Here is an 18,453-nt window from a genome sequence, read left to right as displayed (position 1 = left end):
GCGACCGAGTGCGCCTGTTCGCGGACCTCTATCGTGAGTCAGCGATGCTCGAGTCGAGCGCGGCCTGCGCAACGGCGTCGTCCTCGATGGGGTTCCCCGACGCTCCTTTGGGAACCATATTGTTCGCCGATGCCCTAAGTTTCCAGCGCGCTGCTCGTGCGTCACCCGAGTGGCGAGGTCCTGTCGCCGATCTTGTCCGTTGTCTCCAGCGGAACTCGCGTGGAGTTGAGAAACAGGCTGAGCAGACTGAACCACGCGATCGTCGCTATGTATTTACGGGTGACGACGTCACCGAAGGTGGTGAGAAGCGCAGACAGCGTGGAATCGGTCAACGATGCCGCCGACGAGTACATCTCGTCGGCCGCGCGGCAGAGAAGCACGTAATCGTCGGCGAAGTCATGCCACCCACCGACCGAGCACGCGGCGTCTACGACACGCTTCTCGAACGCATCGTCAGTTGGGATCTCCCACCTGGCGCAGTGCTGAGCGAAATCGAGCTGGCTGATCAGCTGTCGGTGTCACGCACGCCGATCCGCGAAGCACTTGCCCGGCTTCGCCGCGACGGACTGGTCACGCAGTCCGCAGGTCAGTCGGCGGCGGTCTCCGCGGTGTCGGCAGAGACCGCCGTCGAGCTCTACCAGGCACGTGAAGCCCTCGAGTCGTACGCCCTCATGCTCGTCGCCCAGACGAAAGACCACGCCGTGTTCTCGGAGTACGTGGACCGGTATCGCCGGCTCGCAGAGGACACCGAGATCGCCGACGAGGATGTCTACGCCCTCTCCGGCGAGTTCGATTCCACGGTTCGAGCAGCGTGCAACAACGCCTACCTCAGTCGACTGCTGAAGGAGCTCTCGGTCCACACCGCACGTCTACGGAATCTGGCTCGCGGTAACCAGGATCGTCTGCACCGCAGCGTGACTCAGCGCATGGAGATCGCTTCCGCAGTCGCCCGTGGCGACGGGCCAGAGGCAGCCCGCCTGGATTCCCTACGGCTGGCCGACAGCCTCGCGGTCGTCATCGAGGAACTGCTCGGCACCACCCAACAGCCCCCGAGGAGCGTGCCACTCGGCCGCGATCTGCGTTGACGCCGGCAACCGCGTCCGGATACCGCCGAGCGGAACGGTCGAGCTGCGTCGAATCAGTTGAGCAGCTTCGCCAGAAGTCTCTGAAGCTCCACCTGTTCACTCGTGTCGAGACGTACAAGCCACTCGTCAAATCTCGCTGAAAGGATATTCAGCGCTTTCTCCAGGGTGTCGATGCCGGACGGCGTCACGACCAACCGATGCCGACGAAGATCGCCCGGGTCGATCTCGCGGCGGACAAACCCCTTTGCCTCGAGGTTCCTGAGGTAGACCGTCACGCTCGGCTTGGGCAGGGCGAGCCGAAGCGCCAGCTCGGCCGGATACCGACAGTCGTCGATTTCGCCGAGGACGAAGAACTCCTTCGCTTCCAACCCCACGGCCTCGATATCGGGTGCGCACTCGTTCATGACGCGGGTGAGGACCTGATGATTGAGCGACCAGATTCGGGCGGCGTTCGACGCGGACACAGAACCTCCTGACAGGTGCTACAGTTTCGTACTAGTTTAGAAATGAACAATCAGTGTTTCGAACAAGATCAAGTACGGAACATGTTTTCCAGGGCTGACCCCTGGAAAGGATCCACATCTCATGTCGAGAACACAGATCGTCACGTTCTCCAACGCCTTCTTCGACCTCGCGGGGCAGTTACACGTTCCCGAGGATTTCGACGAGGGGTCGACGTATCCGGCCATCGTCATCTCGACCCCCGGGAGCAGTGTCAAGGAGCAGATCGGGGCGAACTACGGTCGCACCCTGGCCGACCGCGGTTACGCCGTCCTCGCATTCGACCCCGGCTTTCAAGGGCAGAGCGGAGGACAGCCGCGTGACCTCGAGAACCCCGCCGCACGCGTCGACGACATTCGATGCGCCGTCGACCACCTGACGACCCTCGATTACGTGGACAACAGCAGGATCGGCGCCCTCGGCATCTGCGCCGGCGGTGGATACGCAGTCACGGCCGCGATGACCGACCATCGCATGAAGGCCGTGGGAACCGTTGTGCCCGTGAACGTCGGCCGAGCCTTCCGCCAAGGTGACACCTCATCGAAACGTTCCGCGATCGCCATGATCGAGAGCGTCGGTGACAGCCGCACCGCCGCGGCCGCCGGCGAATCCGTCGATCCCGGCATGTGGATCCCCGACACCGAGGAGCGTCACCTCCACGCGTTCATCCGCGAGGTCCGCCTCACCGAGGGTGAATGGGAGCGGGGGATCGAGTTCCTCACCGCCACAGGACACATCACCGACGATCGGCGCCAGGAGTTCATCCTCCTGTCGGATGTCCTCGGGGCGTCGATGCAGACCGTGACGGTGAACAACGAGGCTCGCGGCGAGGCCACCGAGGCCACGGTGTTCGGGCCGTTCTTCGTCGAGGACTCCCCCGAGGTGCCGATCGGTGGCGACATCGCCGGCGGTGCGACTGGTCAGCCCTGCTGGGTCGAGGGGACCGTCCGCACCGCGGACGGGCGACCGCTGGCCGGCGCCCGCATCGAGGTGTGGGAGGCCGACGACAACGGGATGTACGACGTGCAATACGACGAGGAGCGGACAAGCGCCCGCGCTCACCTGTTCAGCGATGCCGACGGTCGGTACGCGTTCTGGGCGCTGACTCCCACGCCCTACCCCATCCCACACGACGGACCGGTGGGGTCGCTGCTGGCGGCGGTGGGACGCTCACCCATGCGGGCGTCCCACCTCCACTTCATGGTGACCGCACCCGGGATGCGTCGCCTGGTCACCCACATCTTCGTCCGAGGCGACGAACTGCTCGATTCCGATTCGGTGTTCGGGGTCAAGGACTCACTCATCATGGATTTCGCCGAACAATCTGCCGACGCACCCGCACCCGACGGTCGCGATCTCGACGGCTCTGCCTGGGCGCGTGTGGAATTCGACATCGTCCTGGCGGACGGGGAGTAGATCGGTCCATGGCGCCGGAGTCCGCCGACGAGGTCCCTCCCGCCGTGGCAGGAACAACCGCTACGCCGGCACGGTGTCGGAACCCCCGCGGCGAAAGAGGTGCGCGTGGTCGGCGGCGAACTCGGTGAAGCCGCGCGCCGGGTGGCCGGTGACGGCGGCGACCGTGTCGGTGACGTAGGCCGCCTCCCCGCGCCGGTAGTGCGCGTAGTCCTCCAGGAGGCCGTCGATCTGCCAGGTGGGCAGCACACCTTGCAGCGCATCGGCGAACGCTGACGGGTCGACATCCTGGAATCCGATGGTGCTGCCCGTTGATTCGGCCAGACTCTCGGCCATCTCCCGATGGGTGATCGCGTCGGGACCGGTGAGGGTGTGGCAGTACGAGGCGTCCGACGAGTCGAGCAGCGCCGTCGCCGCGACCTCTCCGATGTCGCGGACGTCGACGGCGCTGACGCGTGCATCGCCGATCGGTGCGACCAATGTGCCCGTGTGAGTGATCATCTCGCGCATGGCCAGCAGTCCCTGAAAGAACAGGTTCGGCCGAATGATGGTCGTCGGGATCCCGAGTTCTGCGAGACGCGCCTCGACCACGGCGTGGTATCGCAGGAATCGCACGGGCGAGTCGATCGCCGCCCCCAGCTGCGAGAGGAGCACGATCCGGGACACGCCGGCTTCGGCAGCGAGTTCGACGAATCGGATCTGCTGCTGTTCGGCTCGTTCGCTGGATGGGGTCACCAGGTACGCGGCGTCGATGCCGCGTAGTGCGGCGGCCATCGTGGTCTCGTCGTCGAGATCGCCCTCGGCGATCGTGGTCGGCACCGCGGCAAGGCGAGTGACATCGGATCGGCGTCGCAGCAGCGCGGTGTACTCGTGGCCGCTCGAGGCGAGCGCCGCGATGGTCGCGGATCCGGTCGCGCCGGTTGCTCCGGCGATCAGGATGTTCGGCGTCATGGGCATGGGAGGACCTCCTTCGTGTTTAAACGAGAGCAGTGCTCTCGTTTAGCATCCTGCACCCGATCATCCCGAAAAGCAAGAGCAGTGCTCTCGATTTGGGCTGCAGTAGGTGGTGACCCGTCGACCCATGGCGTCGGCGGCGGGGGCTCTCGGGAAGCCTGGTCTGAGCCGGCGACCTCGAGTCGTCCGATCGTGACCGTTCACGGTGATCGTGAAGCTCATGCCCTGTCGGGCCCGATGTCGAGGACACTGGAACGGTGACCGAGGACGGGCGAACATACGGGGGCGTGAGCGTTGCCTCGCGCCGAGCGGATCGACGCCGGCGTTTCATCGACGCCGCCATCGACGTCTTCGGCAGCGTCGGCTACGGCGACAGCTCGGTGGACGCGGTGTCGGCGGCAGCCGGCTTGTCGCGACGGCAGTTCTACGAGGAGTTCAAGAACCGCGAAGACCTGCTGCTCGCCGCCTACGACGCCATCCAGGACACTGCCGAGAGTGCGGTCCGGCAACGCGTCGACGAACTGACGCCTGGGAGGACACCCGACGAGATCGCCGCCGACCTCTTCACGAGCTACCTCGATTCCGTCACGTCCAGCCCCGCTCGCGCGCGCGTCTCCTACGTGGAGATCATCGGCGTCAGCGACCGGGTGGAGAACCACCGCCGCGAACGCCGCGCCCGGTGGGTCCCGCTGATCGAGGAGATCATCCGAGGCGTGCACGGCGACAACGTGTGCCTACCGGGGGCGCCTGGCATGGCCGCCACCGCCGTCATCGGCGCCATCAACTCGATGGCCCACGAATGGTCGCTCGTGACGCCTCGACCGCCCCTGACCGACCTCATCGATGTCTTGCGCGCGATCATCGCCGGTTTCGCCGACCACCAGCAGACCTGATCGTCAGCGCCCCGCCGGTGCGACATGTGTCTGCGGCGACAGGCCACGCGGGTTGCCGGCGGCGATGTGCCCGCAACTCGACGGTGCCGGCCGGTCGGCGAACCGATCGAGCAGCCAGAGAATGGATTCGGGCAACCACGCGACCGCGGCCGGGATGTGGCTCAGCAGATCGTATTGCCGGTACTGGATACGCAGCCCCGCATCGCAGTAACGCTGTGCCAGCGCCCGGACGTCACCGGCGACCATCACGCCGTCGCCGCGCCCGACGCCGGGTGGTCCGGGTCGAGTGCCCTCGAGGACACCGTTGGCTCCCTGGACGATCAGCATGGGCACCGTCGGTACCGGCGCGGTTCCCATGTTGATCTTGTTCGCCACATCGACCAGTTCGGGCACCGAGTTGGGGTTCGCGTACTCGGGCTTCACCAACTTCTGCCAGGTGAGTCCGGGGTAGAAGGCGTTCCCGATCGATGCGTCGGACAGCTGGCGGATGACCTGCCTGCCATAGGAACTGATGTACGGGCCGAAATCGACGCCATAGCCCCGGGCGATGCCGACGATCGCCATCCCCACCACGCCGCCCCATCCGACACTTCCCGAGGCGTAGCTCAGCACGCGCGCCGGGTTGACCAGTACTCCGCCCTGCGCGACGCCGAGCAACCGCTTGTTGATCTCCGGTGCGTAGCCGGGCGCGAGGATCGCGGCCCAGTTCGACGCGATGGCCCCACCGGAGTAGCCCAGGAGGCCGATTTTCATCGTGTCCGAGACCTGCGTCGTGGGGACCGCGGAGATCGCCCTCAACGAATCCAGGGTGAGCATGCCGTATTCCGGTCCGGCGGCGAAGTCGGCGTTCCGTCCCTCGGTGTCAGGAATGTTCGCCGCGTACCCCAAGGCGAGAGCGGTCAACAGCGCCTGGTTCTCGCCGTTGGGCAGGGTGTTGCCGATGGCGATGTTCCGCCCCTTCGGCGTGAGGTTCAAGATCTGGAAATCGCCGGCGACCGCGCGCGACGGCCCATCAGCGGGGTTGAGCGAGTCATACGCGGATTGGTAGGAGATCACCCCACGAGGTTTGCCGTTGGGCGGCTTCAGATACGACGTGACATTGGCGACCGGCTTGCCCAGCGCATCGGTCGATCGGTACACGATCTGCGTGGCCTGCAACGGAACCGGTATCCCGCTGAGGTGGAACGGCACGGTCCGCTGCTTGAGCACTGCACCCGGCTCGAACTGAGCCAACGGACGAGACCCGGTGTAGCTGTAGAACGAATCCGCCGCGACGGCACTCCCGCTGCCCACCACGGCCGCCGCACCGACAACCATCGTCACGGCCCCGATCAGAGCGACCCCTCGAACCCGCTTTCTGAACACATCAGCCCCATTCCCGGTCGTCCGTCCGTGTGACTCGTGCCACGTCCGATAGTGAAACACGCTTGGCTCACTTTTTCCAAGGCGGGGGTGGTGCGGGGTGTGACGGCCGGGTCGGTGGATCGTCGTCCCTTCGCGTCGCCTCCACTGACCGGCGCCACAGAAGTACGGAGCCCCCTACCTACCGCGAGCTCACCACCACGCTGGGGCGACCATCCTCTCGGTCGCCGGCGCCGGGACTCCGACGATCACGACGTCACTCGGGTAGGAATGCTGCTGCGATGTCGGCGAACTCGTTCACGAGTGCGGTGCGCCGTCCGGTCGGCCAGGCGAGAGCCACGTGGTTCGCCCCGAGGTCGTCGACCGCGAGCGCGACCACGCCCCGCCGGGTGTAGAACCCCGCGGTCGAGGCGGGCAGGATCGCGATCCCCGTTCCGTCGGCGACCAGTTCGAGTTTCTCCTCCACGCTGTGGATGGCCGGGACCGCTGGTCGCGAACCGGATCGGATCTCTTCTGCCACATCACGCCACTCGGGGACGGCGTCGGGGTCCTGCAGGAGGTGATCGCCGGCCAACTCGCCGATGCGCGCAGATTCTCGTTTCGCCAGAGGGTGATTCGTCGCCACCATCGCGACCCTCGGCTCCGAGAAGAGTGGCCGGAGCTCGAGGCCTGTCCGGTCGATGGGTAGACGCACGATGCTCACGTCGGCACGCCCGTCGTGCACGACCTGCACCTGGTTGTCCCATCCGGTCCGAAGCAGACGAACGGTCAGGCCCGGGTGTGCGGCGCGTATCGCCTGGACCACCGATGTCAGCGTGATGCCGGGCATGAATCCGATGGTGAAGGTGACGTCGTCTTCGGCGGCGGCGCGCACCCGGCGTGTGAGGGCGTCCGCCGACATCAGGAGCGGCCGTGCATCGTCGAGCAGTTGCCTGCCTGCCGTCGTGAGGGTGGTCCCGCGACGATCCCGGTCGAACAGCACCACGCGCAACTCGTCCTCGAGCGCACGGATCTGGCGGGACAGCACCGGTTGAGCGATGTGCAGACGTTCGGCCGCGCGACCGAAATGGAGCTCGTCGGCAACCGCGACGAAGTAGCGAAGCTTACGCAGATCCACGTCCATCGCTCACCTCACACCGTTCATCAGACGCCATTGTCCCCCGTGCGCGCGAACTCTCCCAGTGGATCGCCGTGAGTGGGCATCCAGTCGAGATCCCGCTGGGCCTTGGCAGATGTGAGCTGTTGGTCGAGAACAAAGGCGTCGGCGACCGGTCCCATGTCGATGCGGGCCTGGTCGAGAGTGATCGAGGTGGTCTTGCCGGCCAGACCCACACCGTGCGCGCAGGCCTCGATGGCCTCCTTCGCGGTGGGGGCGATGTCGCCGACTCCGATGTACACCGAACCCGCTGCGGCCGACAGTGCCGCCACGTACAGCCGCGCCAGGTCGTCGACGTGGATCAACGCCCAGCGGTTCCCACCATCCCCGATGTAAGGCAGGGCGCCATCGACCCTGCCCGGCTGGATGAAGAACTCCTCGATGAGGCGGTTGTCGCCGCCGTAGAGCAGTCCGGGTTGGATGACGACAGGCCGCCCACCGACTGCAGCGCGCGCGAGGACAGCGTCCTCCACCGCGCGCCGCCACGCGACCAGCTCCGGCGGGTTCCACGGCGCGGTCTCGTCGACCACACCGTCGGTGTCTCCATAGACCCAACTACCACCGGTGTGGATGTAGACACCTCCACCGATCCCGTCGAGCATGGCGGTCGCGGCAGCGCGATCTTCGTCCCCACTGGACGCCTGGGCCAGGTGTATGACGGCTTCGGCTCGGGCGGCGGCCTGGTTCAGGACGTCCAGGTCACCGAGCCCACCACGAACGGGTGTGGCGCCGAGCGCTCTCACGGCGACGTCGGCGCGGTCACTGCGGGCGAGAGCCTTCACCGTGTGGCCCTGCCGGACGAGTTCGGTGATGATCGATTGCCCGATGTACCCGGACCCGCCGGTGATGAAGATCATCATGTCAATACCTTTCCGTCGCAACTGGTTCCACTCCACCGTGCCGCTACGCACCGTCGGCGTCCAATACTTGATCGGTCGCCTGTGATACCCGTGCGGCATCAGGTGGCGTATCAGAGGGGCCGATACTCCAACGGTTTCGAGCGTGGCGGTCGCGTATACAGCAGCGGCGCCCAGGACAGGCACGTCGCGACTCGTGGCCGACACTGCGGCGAGGCCTGTGAACACCTGTCTCGACCGTGCATGGGCGGGGCGTCGAGCGGCCATGGAGGCGGTAGCGGGTCCGCTCCGCCGGTCAGGCCAGTGAGATCGTCTCGGAGTCCGCGTCGTAGTCGAACAGTTCTCCGTATCGCCCCCAGTCGATCGCGGTCTCGAGTTGAGAGCGTGCCGCCTCGGGTCCGAAACCGCGGCGAAGGAGGTCGGCGAAGAGTTGTGAACTCAGCTCGCCGTCGTCGGTGGCCTCGAGCGCCGCGACGACCGATGTGACCAACGGCGCGAACGACCGGATCTGACGGGCGAAGATCACCTTCTTGTCCTGGATGCCGACCGAGGTGAACATCGCGCCCAGCTTGGTCGTCTCGACCACCCCCGACTGCACATCGAGCAGACCCAACATCTGCGCTGCGTCGATCACCGGGAACAGGTCGTCGATGTCGAAGGTGAGGATCGAGGCCAGGTTCGAGGTGGCCGTGGGCCCGGTCGAATGCACCAGTTCCACGAGACCGGCGATGCCTCCGACCGTCGCCGCGGGAAGAGGACGTGACGTCGGCGTCGCCGACACCGCTGCGGCAGTCTTGCTTTCGGGCGTTCCGGTGAGCAGACGGTAGATCCGATCGACATGGGTGGTGAAGTCCACCGCCGTGCGATCGCGTGGGCGGGGTGAAGTGACGTCGATGTCACCGATGATGCGACCGGGATGGGCGCCCAGGACCACGACACGATCGGCCAGCAGTACCGCCTCCTCGATGTTGTGGGTCACGATGCACATCGAGCGGGTCGGGAACCGCACGTTCTCCCAGAGGTCGACCAGCTCGGTCCGCAGGTTCTCCGCCGTCAGCACGTCGAGCGCCGAGAACGGCTCGTCCATCAACAGGACATCGGGCTCGAGGACGAGAGCGCGTGCGAAGCCCACCCGTTGCCGCATCCCGCCCGACAACTCCTTCGGGTACGCCGATTCGAATCCGTCGAGGCCGATGACGTCGATCATCTCCATCGCGCGTCGACGACGCTCGATGCGCGGGACGCCGCGGGCCACCAGTCCGAGCTCGACGTTGTCGATGACCGTCAGCCAGGGCATGAGCGCGAAGGACTGGAAGACCATGGCGGTGCCGGCGTTGGCGCCGACAAGTGGCTCCCCGCGGTATCGCACCGTTCCCGATGTGGGCGCGATGAGCCCGGCGATCGTCCGCAACAGCGTCGACTTGCCCGAGCCCGACCGACCGAGGATCGCGACGATCTCCCCGTCGGCGAGATCGAGATCGATGGAGTCGAGCACGTGCAGTTCGTCTCCGGATGAGCCACTGAAGCTCATCCCGACCGCGTCGATCTCGATCAATGGTGTTGTCATGTCTGTCCTTTCGAATGAATCCGCGCTCATGCCGGCGAGTAGCGGCGCTGCGCGAGGGAGTAGAGAGGGCGCCAGAAGATCCGGTTGACGCCGACGACATAGGCACTCATCACGAGCACGCCGATGAGGATCCGTGCGCCGTCGCCGTCACCGGTGGCCTGCTTGATGTAAGCGCCGAGACCTGATGCGGTCAGGGTGATCGACCCGTAGCTGACCACCTCGGCGACGATGGAGGCGTTCCACGCTCCCCCCGCGGCCGTGATGCCGCCGGTGACATAGCTCGGGAAGATCCCCGGGAGGATCACGCGGCGCCACCGCAACCACCGGCCCAGACCGAGGTTGCGCGACGCCTCCAGCAGATCGGTGGGAATCGCGCTCGCTCCGGCGATGACGTTGAACAGGATGTACCACTGCGCGCCCAGTGCCATCAGCACGATTCCGCCCGAGTTCAGGGTGATCCCGGTGGCCACCAGCACCGCGGTCGCGATCGGGAACAGGAAGTTCGCCGGGAAGCTCGCCAAGACCTGGATCACCGGTGCGGCCAGCCGGGAGATCCTCGGGTTCAACCCGATCCACACACCGATCGGGACCCAGACCACTGTGGAGACGATGAGGAGCACGACGACGCGACCGAAGGTGAGCCCGCCGAGGGCGATGCAGTGCACCACCTGACCCCACCCCGCGGTGTGGTCGATGAAGAGACCGACGCGCATCGCGCCGTAGGCGACGGCCACCGTACCGATCACCACCAGGACCACGTTCTCGGCGCGGTGCCGTCCGGGCCTGCGGATCAACGAGTACTCGGCCAGGCCGAACACCGACATGACACGGTCGGCGCCGTCGAACACCGGTCGCAAGCGACCCCCCACCCACCCCGGGATCCGCGATCGGCGCAACGCGGTGAGCACCGAGCTCCGGACAGGTGTGACCGCCGCGGTGTCCTCGGTCCGGAACTTCTCCGCCCACGCGGTCAACGGCCGCCAGAACACGATGTTCACGCCGACGACCATGATGATCATCGCGACGATCGCGAGCGCCACCCGACCGAGATCGCTCTGGGCGGTGGCGGTGGCGACGTAGGCGCCGATCCCCGGGAGAATGTAGTCGTGGTTGTTCACGCTGAGCGCCTCCGACGCGACCAGGAAGAACCACCCGCCACCGAAACTCATCATCCCGTTCCACACCAGGGGGATCATCCCGCTGGGAACATCGACGCGCCAGAACCGTTGCCAGCGCGACAGTCTGAGGTTGCGCGAGACCTCGTCGAGGTCACGGGGCTGCGACACCAGGCTGTAATAGAACGCGAACGCCATGTTCCACGCCTGGGAGGTGAAGATCGCGAAAATCGACGCTGATTCGAGTCCCCATTCCGACCCGGGGAACAGCGCGATGAAACCCGTGATCGTGATCGAGAGGAAACCGAGGATCGGCACGGACTGCAGGATGTCGAGCGCGGGCAACAGCACACGTCGGGCACGCGGCAAACGGGCTGCGGCAGCAGCGAACACGAACGTGAACAGCACCGAGGCGCCGAGCGCGATGAACATCCGCAGCAACGAGCGAGCGGCGTAGTACGGCAGGTCGGCCGGATCGGTGGAGATCGTCGTCGGCGCGTTGCGCGGATCGAAGGGTACCGTCGCCCCCCAGGCGAGGCGGACGATCAGCCAGAGCAGGACGACCGCACCCAGGATCACGATGGTGTCGGCGTACCCGGTCCGGCGATCGGTGGCACGCAGGGCCGGGCGGGGCGAGGTGAGGGTCATCGACGAACCCCCGCCCCGGCCTCGTCGGTCAGGCAGTCCCACCGCACATCCGACACCGACTCGTCGCCACTCATCCGGTGCAGCGCGGACACCATGTGTCGATCGCCGCGGTGGGCGTAATCGACGACCGCGCGGATCTCGACTCTCGACGGGGATCCGGCCATGTCCGTGGTGGTCACCGAGCGCAATTGGGCATCGGTGGAACTCAATTCGCCCACCAGTGCGGCCCGAAGACCGACCGCGTTCGCGCGCTCGGTGGCGACGGTCATCGCGTACGACGTCGGTTGCTCGTCACCGGAGTCCGGATGCCGGTCGACGGTCCGGCCGATCCACCGCAGCACCACGTTCACGGTGACGACGGCCACCGTCCCCGCGAGGGCGACCGAGTACAGGCCCGCCCCGGAGAGCGCCCCGACCGCGGCCGAACACCACAGCGTGGCAGCGGTGTTGAGACCTCGAACATTGAGTCCGTCTCGGAGGATGACACCGGCACCGAGGAACCCGATACCCGAAACTATCTGCGCGGCAACGCGTGTGGGATCCGCCGTTCCGCCGCTGAAGCCGTGGGCCGAGAGCAGGACGAACAGTGTGGAGCCTGCCGCGACCAGTGCATTGGTACGCAGACCGGCCATCCGAGCGCGATACTGGCGCTCGAAGCCGATGATGGTGCCGAGTCCGACACCGCAGGCCAACCGTAGGATCATCTCGATCACGGACATGACAAACCACCCTCTGACGTGCGGGAAGTGCCGAGCCGGCGGTTAACGCCTTCCTCGTAAGACCTTTGGCACTCCACGGCGTCGACCTCGGCGTGAGCCGAGGAGCCAATCGGGGCCAACCCTTAAGCCGGGAAGGCCTGTCCTGACCCGTGGCGTCTCTGGACGTTTGGGGTCGCTGGCGTGTTTCCGTGAAGGAGCCTCAGCGAACGATGGCACCTTGCGGTCGCAAGTAAACACCCCGACCGTTTCCTTGGCAACCCACCGTATGGATCACGTAAAGAGCTCCCTGAGGCCAGGATTGGGCCTGCTCGGGCAATTCCGGCGACACCGGCAGCCGACGGTGAGCGGCCGCCCGGCGATCCCGACTTTCCCTTCGGTTTACCTGCGGCTGACCAATCGAACACCTTGCGACCCGGTGGTACTGATGGTCTGCGGGCAAGGTCCGCTTGCCGCCACGATCACACCGCACACGCACGAGAAGGAACGGTGACCGACATGGACACGCAGACCGTCGACAGCCAGTTCGCCGCCCTGCAGCAGCAGACGCAGACCACCGCGGCGGCGCTGCAGACCCTGGGCGCCAAACTGCAGAGCGCCGTGGACAGTGGCGACCAGACCGCGCGGGAGTGGCAGCTCGATCTGCGCGAGATCGCGCTCGCGGTGCAGCAGGAGCAGAACCAGGTGGGCGCTCTTCTGCAGGCCATCCACCAACTCGTCGACAGCCATCTTCAGCAGACCCAACCGCAGTACCAGCCGGCGCAGTACCAGCAACCGATCGTCTATCAGCAGGCACCCGTGCAGAACTCCGTGCCGCAACAGTCCGGCGGGATGCTCCAGCGCTTCGTGGGAGGCGGATTCGGGCGGGCGATCATGACAGGCGCGGGATTCGGCATCGGCGACGACATCGTCAACGACATCTTTCGTTGAGGCGGGTGGACGATCATGTCGTCCTGATCCCCACCACTCGATCGCTGCACTCCGATAGGCCCGGCGCGCATTGTTGTCCGCACGCCCCGCAGCAACACCTGGCGATGTCTGGCGCACACGGCCTCGAACTGGTAGAACAGTACTGGACTTGCTGTTCATTATTTTCGTGAACCGCCTGTTCATCGTCACAGCCATGAGGCCGAACCAGTTGCCTTCGTCGGCTCAACGGCACACCGCACCCTCTGTGGGTGTGATGCGCCCGTTGTCATACAGCCGCACGCAGGGCATGCCGCCCCGGTGCATCAGACGGGGAGACACATCGCAGTGGCCATTCCTGACACGCAACTCGCACAGACCGACAGCCATCCGGACGTCCGCGTGCCCATCGATCGACCGTTCATGGCGTTGTTGCGCCACATGGTTCACGCGCCCACGCGCGATGAGGCGATCATGAACAACCTCAGCCGGTCCGCGGCCGCCATCGCGGGAGTCGACCACGTCGCCGTGGTCACCGTCTCGCGAGCACGCAGACGCGTGCCGTCCCTCTCCCTCGAGGGGGCGAGCAGCACCCTGGCCGAGAAGCTCTCGCTGATGGAGATCGGGTCCGACGACGGGCCGATTCATCGCGCCACCACAGATCGATGCACAGTCGCCTGCAGCGAGACCACAGGTGACAGCGCCTCGCGGTATCTGTTGGGCATGCCGGCACCCCACACCGTTCGCTCGGTGCTCGCGATCCCACTCCTCGAGCCGACCCACTCGTCGGTCTTCGCCGTTGCGACCTTCTGGTCCGAACGAGACGAAGTGATGCCCGGTGACATCCACGGGCGGGCAACAGCGGTCAGCGACCTGTTGGCGCTCGCCCTGGGTGCAGCCGCAACGCGGACCCAGTTCGACGCGGCTCTCCAGTCACGCGATGTCATCGGGCAGGCCAAGGGAATGATCATGGAGCGCTACGACATATCCGCTGATGCGGCGTTCGCCCTCCTCGCCCGACTCTCGCAGGACACCAACACCCCTCTGGTTGCCGTCGCGACGAAGCTGACCGACGCGTCGCCCCCCGCCGACACCGGGGCAGACTAGAGCATGTCAGTCATCGACGCGGTGATGATCTCGACGGGCCCTGCCCGGGATGGGGACGATCATGACCAGCCACAACCCACCCGATGACGTCATCCCCATATTCGGCGGTCCGGCCGCCGACGCCATCGAGGAACTCGCCGACGCGGAGCGCGCAGCCCTGCGCCACCCGGTCGACGACCGCCTCGATGCGGCGCTCCACGATCTGAAGTCGACGCTCGGCCTCACCAACAGGCAGAGCTGAGGCCCGGGCTCGACACCCGTGCGATGACCGCCGGCGCGGGTCACGCCAAACGACCTGGAAACTCGGGCGACTACCGCGAACTCGACGTCACCGGTGAACCACGCCGCGTCGCTTCCCGCACGGCGAACTCCCGGTAGCTGGTCGCGGGTCGTCCGAGAAGAGCGGGCAGCACGGTCATGTCGCCGGCCGGGAGTCCGTTCCTGTCGTAGTAGTTCATCATCGCGACGTAACAGTCCCGAGACTCCTCCGGCCAACTCCGAACACCCTTGGCGTTGGACGACTGGACGAGACCCCGGAGAACCTGAACCGGGGCGTGAACGGCGTTCGCTCGCAACGACTTCACGAGGACGACACCCGCGGTGCCAACACCTCGGAGCGGGTTCTTCACCACGTCGGGCGGTAACCGAACGGCCGACACCCCATGTCCCAGGACATCACCCCAGATCGTCGCCATCTCGTGACGAGTGAGCTCTTGCGTGGAGAGGTCGTAGGTCCGGCCCGCGTGCTCGGCGACCGGCGAGGTCAGGATGCGGCCGCCCACCTCGCTGACGTCTTCGGAGTCGACGACACCCATCACCGAATCCGGTGACGTGGGATACGGCAGCGTCCCACCACGCAGGAACTCCCAGAAGTCCAGGTAGTTCTGCATGAAATGGGACGGCCGCAGGACGGTCGTGGGTACCGCCGACTCGCGGAGAACGTCTTCGACGCGCCCCTTCTCCTGGTGGTGGAACATCTCGGCGATATCGGGGTGGATGACCGAGTGATAGACGATGTGCCCGACGCCGTTCTCCTGCGCGGCGGCCACCAGCGCCTCGGCAATAGTCACCTCGCGAACGACACTCGTCGGATTGGCATGGAAGATCCGCTCGACCCCGGCCACCGCTGCGGTGAGGTCGCCTGACGATCTGATGTCGCCGATCACAGCGTCGGTTGCTCCATCCCTGCGCGCCGTCGTGGCCTGATGCTCGTTCTTCACGAACGCGCGGACGTCGACGCCGCGCCCGTGCAGGTCCCGCACCAGGGCTCGACCCATGCCGCCACCGGCTCCGGTCACCAAGATCATCCACTGCTCCTTCGGTCGAGGACGCGCCCGGTTGGGCCACAGGAGATTTCGTGAGAGATCGCCTCGTGAGGACAGACTGTACACATTGGTTGACTGACGGTCAACGAAATGTAGACTCGTCGCGATGACGCTGATGCCCCGCCCCTTTCCCTCGATGAGACGGAGTCCCCTTCCGCCGCCACGTGCGTTGATCACCGGCGCGAGCGCCGGTATCGGCGAGGGATTCGCACGCGCGCTTGCGGCGCGCGGGTCGGACCTCGTGCTCGTCGCGCGTCGTGCTGACCGACTCCGGGAGATCGCCGACGAGCTGACCGCATCACACGGAGTCGATTGCGCCGTGGTGCCTTTCGATCTGACCACCCAGAACCTGGGTGAGGAACTGCGCAGCCTGGTCGATGGGGACATCGATCTGCTGATCAACAACGCAGGGTTCGCCACGCAGGGTCCGTTCGTGAACACCGATCCGCAGGAGTATCGGCGCGAGATCGCGGTCGACGTCCTCGCGGTCGTCGAGCTCTCCCGCGCCTTCCTGCCGGCGATGATCGCGCGCGGTCACGGCGGCGTCATCAACGTCTCGAGCACCACGGCGTTCCAACCGGTGCCGTCGATGGCGGTGTACTCGGCATCGAAGGCTTTCGTACTCAGCTTCGGCCAATCACTCTGGTACGAGGCGCGACAACACGGGGTCACCGCTTTCACGCTCGCCCCGGGACCCACGAGAACCGAGTTCTTCGACGTGATCGGTGACAGCGCGACCGTCGTCGGTTCGTTCCAGACACCCGGGCAGGTGGTCGCCACCGGGCTGCGTGCGCTCGACCGTCGATGGACGCCACCACATGTCGTCTCCGGGCGCAGGAATGCCGTCGCAGCCCATCTGGCCGGCCTGGCACCTCGCCGCATCCTTCTTCCCATCCTGGATCGGGTGATGCACCCGACCATGTCGACCGACCACAGGGGCGACCGTGTCCACCCCTGATTGGCGAGACGTCGCCTGGGACGAGGTGGCACGTGATGTCGACATCGACGGCGCTCAGGTCCATCTCGTCGATGTCTACGTGGCGGGGGCCGACAGCGACGTGATCGTGTTCCTGCACGGCATCTCGGCGAGCTGGCGCTGGTTCATCGAGATACTCCCTGAGATGGCCCGGACCCACCGGGTCATCGCGATCGATCTGCCCGGGTTCGGCGACTCCGAATTCGCCTGGAAGACCACGTCGTTCACGGCATTGGCGGAATCGGTTGCCGGGGTGTGCGCGGAGCTGTCGGTGCGGCGGGTGACGGTCGTGGGTCATTCGATGGGTTCCCTCGTCGCCACCCGACTCGCCATCGATCGGCCGGATCTGGTCGGGAAGCTCGTGATCACCGGTGGACCCATCCTGTCGCTGACCGGCCTGGCACGGAACCCGCTGCAGACCGTGCGGGCCCAGCCACGAGCGGTCATCACCCTGCTGGCCGAGTTGACGACCATCGGCGTTCCGCTACCCGCGCGGGTGACCTCCGTCCTGGCATCGTCACCGAAGCTGTTGACTCTGGCCCTCGGACCGTTTCTGGCTCATCCCGAGCGGCTCGACGCCGACCTCATGACGCAGGTCATGTCCGCGCTCGGCGCTCCCGGGTCCTTTCCGGCCCTGCTCTCGACGATCCGCAGCGACCCGGCGACCGATCTGCACCGGATCTCCTGCCCGACCCACATCATCCGCGGGCCCGGGGACCCGCTGTCGCCGCCGGCAGACGTCGACAGGTTTCTCGCGGCGGTCTCGACCGCGTCGGCCGTCGAGATCCCGGGAACGGGACACTGGCCGCACATCGAGAAGCCCGCGGAATTCCTTGCGGAGTTGAAAGCATTCCTGCGCGTGGCCCGATGACAGCGCGACCGGCTCTCGTGCCCGCGACCCGGTCAGTCGGCCGCCGCGGTCTCCACCGCCGGGAGCAGGACGTCGGCACACCACTGCCGAAAGGTCGTCGGAGTGCCGGCCTCCGGGGTGCGAGCGACGCCGGCGTCGAGACCGTTGTCCTTCGCCTGCATCATGTCGACCATGCCGTCGACGAAGGCACTCCCCAGACCGCGTCCGATCATCTGTGTCCGCAGGTCGTCGTACGACCGACGTTCGTAGCGGATCTGCGTACCGAGGACCTCGGACATGATGCGCGCCATGTCGTGTGCCGAGAGGTCCTCCGGGCCCAGCACCGGCACGCTGTCGACACCGGTCCACGACCGATCCAGCAGGAGCCGGGCAGCCACGGCGGCGATGTCGCGGGTCGCCACGGCAGGGGCGGCGCGATCGGGTGCGACGGTGTCGGCGAACACGCCCGCGGTGCGGATCGAGTCGACCTGTCGCAGAACGTTGTCCATGAACGACGGGTTGGCGAGTGCGCGGTAGCCGATGCCGGAAGCAGCTATCAGGTCGTCCATCTCCAGGGAGGCCGTGACGAGTCCCGCCCGATCTGCCATCGCCGTACCACGGCCCAGTGCGGAGACGCCGACAACACGTTCGACACCATGCTCGGCGAACGCTCGTGCCGCAGGACGCGTGAAGTCGGAGAACGCCGCCTGCAGAGTGGGAGTCATCGGGTTCGGCGGGACAACCCAGAAGACGGCGTCCGCACCGTCGAAGGCCGCGGCGAGCACGTCGGCGTCACCGTGCGAGCCGGTCACGACGTCCACACGGGCCCGCACGGCCTCCGGTAGTCGCGAACGGTCCCGCGCGATGACGCGGATCACCTCACCGTGCGATGGGGCGGTCTGGAGAAGGCAGTCGAGGACCTGGCTGCCGATGTCGCCCGTGGGCGTCGTGATCACGATCATGTGGTCCAGCCTGCGCGGATCCCCTCGAACGGTCCAATACCTTCCTCGACCCATTGATAC

At 66.4% G+C, this 18,453-nt stretch carries 18 protein-coding genes, 1 pseudogene and 1 riboswitch; of the genes and pseudogenes, 9 read left to right on the top strand and 10 right to left on the bottom strand.

From position 1 onward, the window contains the following. Positions 1 to 44 precede the first annotated feature (44 nt). Positions 45 to 1,085, top strand: a complete 1,041-nt coding sequence (locus tag OG579_RS15005) for a GntR family transcriptional regulator (protein WP_328856592.1) — start codon at positions 45 to 47, stop codon at positions 1,083 to 1,085. Between the two features lie 53 nt (positions 1,086 to 1,138). Here OG579_RS15005 and OG579_RS15000 read toward each other — a convergent pair whose 3' ends face one another. Further along, on the bottom strand, positions 1,139 to 1,549 hold the full coding sequence (locus OG579_RS15000; RefSeq protein WP_328856591.1) for a MarR family winged helix-turn-helix transcriptional regulator: 411 nt from the start codon (positions 1,547 to 1,549) through the stop codon (positions 1,139 to 1,141). Between the two features lie 121 nt (positions 1,550 to 1,670). Here OG579_RS15000 and OG579_RS14995 point away from each other — a divergent pair. Next, positions 1,671 to 2,102 (top strand): annotated as a pseudogene (locus OG579_RS14995) (alpha/beta hydrolase); the annotation flags it as partial. A gap of 39 nt (positions 2,103 to 2,141) precedes the next feature. Further along, on the top strand, positions 2,142 to 3,002 hold the full coding sequence (locus OG579_RS14990; protein WP_408068824.1) for a dioxygenase family protein: 861 nt from the start codon (positions 2,142 to 2,144) through the stop codon (positions 3,000 to 3,002). Between the two features lie 60 nt (positions 3,003 to 3,062). On the opposite strand, the gene OG579_RS14985 is transcribed toward OG579_RS14990, so the two are convergent. Beyond that, positions 3,063 to 3,956 carry an SDR family oxidoreductase gene (locus OG579_RS14985; RefSeq protein ID WP_328856590.1) on the bottom strand — a complete coding sequence of 298 codons (894 nt, stop codon included), beginning with the start codon at positions 3,954 to 3,956 and terminating at the stop codon, positions 3,063 to 3,065. A 254-nt stretch (positions 3,957 to 4,210) separates the two neighbouring features. Between OG579_RS14985 and OG579_RS14980 the strand changes: the two genes are divergently transcribed. Next, entirely contained in the window at positions 4,211 to 4,846 is a 636-nt protein-coding gene (locus OG579_RS14980; protein WP_328856589.1) for a TetR/AcrR family transcriptional regulator, read from the top strand. A gap of 3 nt (positions 4,847 to 4,849) precedes the next feature. Here OG579_RS14980 and OG579_RS14975 read toward each other — a convergent pair whose 3' ends face one another. From OG579_RS14975 to OG579_RS14950, 6 genes are all read right to left on the bottom strand, one after another. Continuing rightward, positions 4,850 to 6,163 (bottom strand): lipase family protein, encoded by a 1,314-nt coding sequence (locus OG579_RS14975; RefSeq protein ID WP_328859252.1) that lies wholly within the window; start codon positions 6,161 to 6,163, stop codon positions 4,850 to 4,852. Positions 6,164 to 6,464: 301 nt separating this feature from the next. Beyond that, on the bottom strand, positions 6,465 to 7,331 hold the full coding sequence (locus tag OG579_RS14970) for a LysR family transcriptional regulator (protein ID WP_328856588.1): 867 nt from the start codon (positions 7,329 to 7,331) through the stop codon (positions 6,465 to 6,467). 20 nt (positions 7,332 to 7,351) lie between these two features. After that, a complete protein-coding gene (locus OG579_RS14965; protein WP_328856587.1) occupies positions 7,352 to 8,224 on the bottom strand; it encodes an NAD-dependent epimerase/dehydratase family protein in 873 nt (290 codons plus the stop codon). A 292-nt stretch (positions 8,225 to 8,516) separates the two neighbouring features. Beyond that, positions 8,517 to 9,788 carry an ABC transporter ATP-binding protein gene (locus tag OG579_RS14960; RefSeq protein ID WP_328856586.1) on the bottom strand — a complete coding sequence of 424 codons (1,272 nt, stop codon included), beginning with the start codon at positions 9,786 to 9,788 and terminating at the stop codon, positions 8,517 to 8,519. Positions 9,789 to 9,814: 26 nt separating this feature from the next. Beyond that, on the bottom strand, positions 9,815 to 11,551 hold the full coding sequence (locus OG579_RS14955; protein WP_328856585.1) for an ABC transporter permease: 1,737 nt from the start codon (positions 11,549 to 11,551) through the stop codon (positions 9,815 to 9,817). Then, the gene (locus OG579_RS14950) at positions 11,548 to 12,270 is read right to left on the bottom strand and encodes an MgtC/SapB family protein (RefSeq protein WP_328856584.1); all 723 of its coding nucleotides are present in this window, start codon (positions 12,268 to 12,270) and stop codon (positions 11,548 to 11,550) included. The genes OG579_RS14955 and OG579_RS14950 overlap by 4 nt, the downstream gene beginning before the upstream one ends. 43 nt (positions 12,271 to 12,313) lie before the next feature. Beyond that, positions 12,314 to 12,488, bottom strand: a riboswitch (M-box (ykoK) riboswitch). A gap of 277 nt (positions 12,489 to 12,765) precedes the next feature. On the opposite strand from OG579_RS14950, the gene OG579_RS14945 reads away from it, so the two are divergent. The 3 genes from OG579_RS14945 to OG579_RS14935 all read left to right on the top strand — a co-directional run bounded on the left by OG579_RS14945 (position 12,766) and on the right by OG579_RS14935 (position 14,521). Continuing rightward, positions 12,766 to 13,197 carry a hypothetical protein gene (locus OG579_RS14945; RefSeq protein ID WP_328856583.1) on the top strand — a complete coding sequence of 144 codons (432 nt, stop codon included), beginning with the start codon at positions 12,766 to 12,768 and terminating at the stop codon, positions 13,195 to 13,197. Between the two features lie 324 nt (positions 13,198 to 13,521). Then, complete coding sequence (locus OG579_RS14940; RefSeq protein WP_328856582.1) at positions 13,522 to 14,280, top strand: ANTAR domain-containing protein; 759 nt, start codon at positions 13,522 to 13,524, stop codon at positions 14,278 to 14,280. A gap of 61 nt (positions 14,281 to 14,341) precedes the next feature. Then, a complete protein-coding gene (locus OG579_RS14935; protein WP_328856581.1) occupies positions 14,342 to 14,521 on the top strand; it encodes a hypothetical protein in 180 nt (59 codons plus the stop codon). Positions 14,522 to 14,591: 70 nt separating this feature from the next. Here the strand turns inward: OG579_RS14935 and OG579_RS14930 are convergent, their stop codons facing one another. Then, positions 14,592 to 15,587 carry an SDR family oxidoreductase gene (locus OG579_RS14930; protein ID WP_328856580.1) on the bottom strand — a complete coding sequence of 332 codons (996 nt, stop codon included), beginning with the start codon at positions 15,585 to 15,587 and terminating at the stop codon, positions 14,592 to 14,594. 124 nt (positions 15,588 to 15,711) lie between these two features. Here OG579_RS14930 and OG579_RS14925 point away from each other — a divergent pair, with 124 nt between their 5' ends. Beyond that, on the top strand, positions 15,712 to 16,563 hold the full coding sequence (locus OG579_RS14925; RefSeq protein ID WP_328856579.1) for an SDR family NAD(P)-dependent oxidoreductase: 852 nt from the start codon (positions 15,712 to 15,714) through the stop codon (positions 16,561 to 16,563). After that, on the top strand, positions 16,550 to 17,452 hold the full coding sequence (locus OG579_RS14920; protein WP_328856578.1) for an alpha/beta fold hydrolase: 903 nt from the start codon (positions 16,550 to 16,552) through the stop codon (positions 17,450 to 17,452). The genes OG579_RS14925 and OG579_RS14920 overlap by 14 nt, the downstream gene beginning before the upstream one ends. Before the next feature lie 32 nt (positions 17,453 to 17,484). Here the strand turns inward: OG579_RS14920 and OG579_RS14915 are convergent, their stop codons facing one another. After that, positions 17,485 to 18,393, bottom strand: a complete 909-nt coding sequence (locus OG579_RS14915) for an NAD(P)H-binding protein (RefSeq protein WP_328856577.1) — start codon at positions 18,391 to 18,393, stop codon at positions 17,485 to 17,487. Between the last annotated feature and the right edge of the window lie 60 nt (positions 18,394 to 18,453).

Source organism: Williamsia herbipolensis (assembly GCF_036153515.1).
GTDB classification, from domain to species: Bacteria; Actinomycetota; Actinomycetes; order Mycobacteriales; family Mycobacteriaceae; genus Williamsia_A; species Williamsia_A herbipolensis.
Note: the sequence above shows the minus strand (reverse complement) of the source record. Positions and strands in the feature narration are given on the sequence as shown.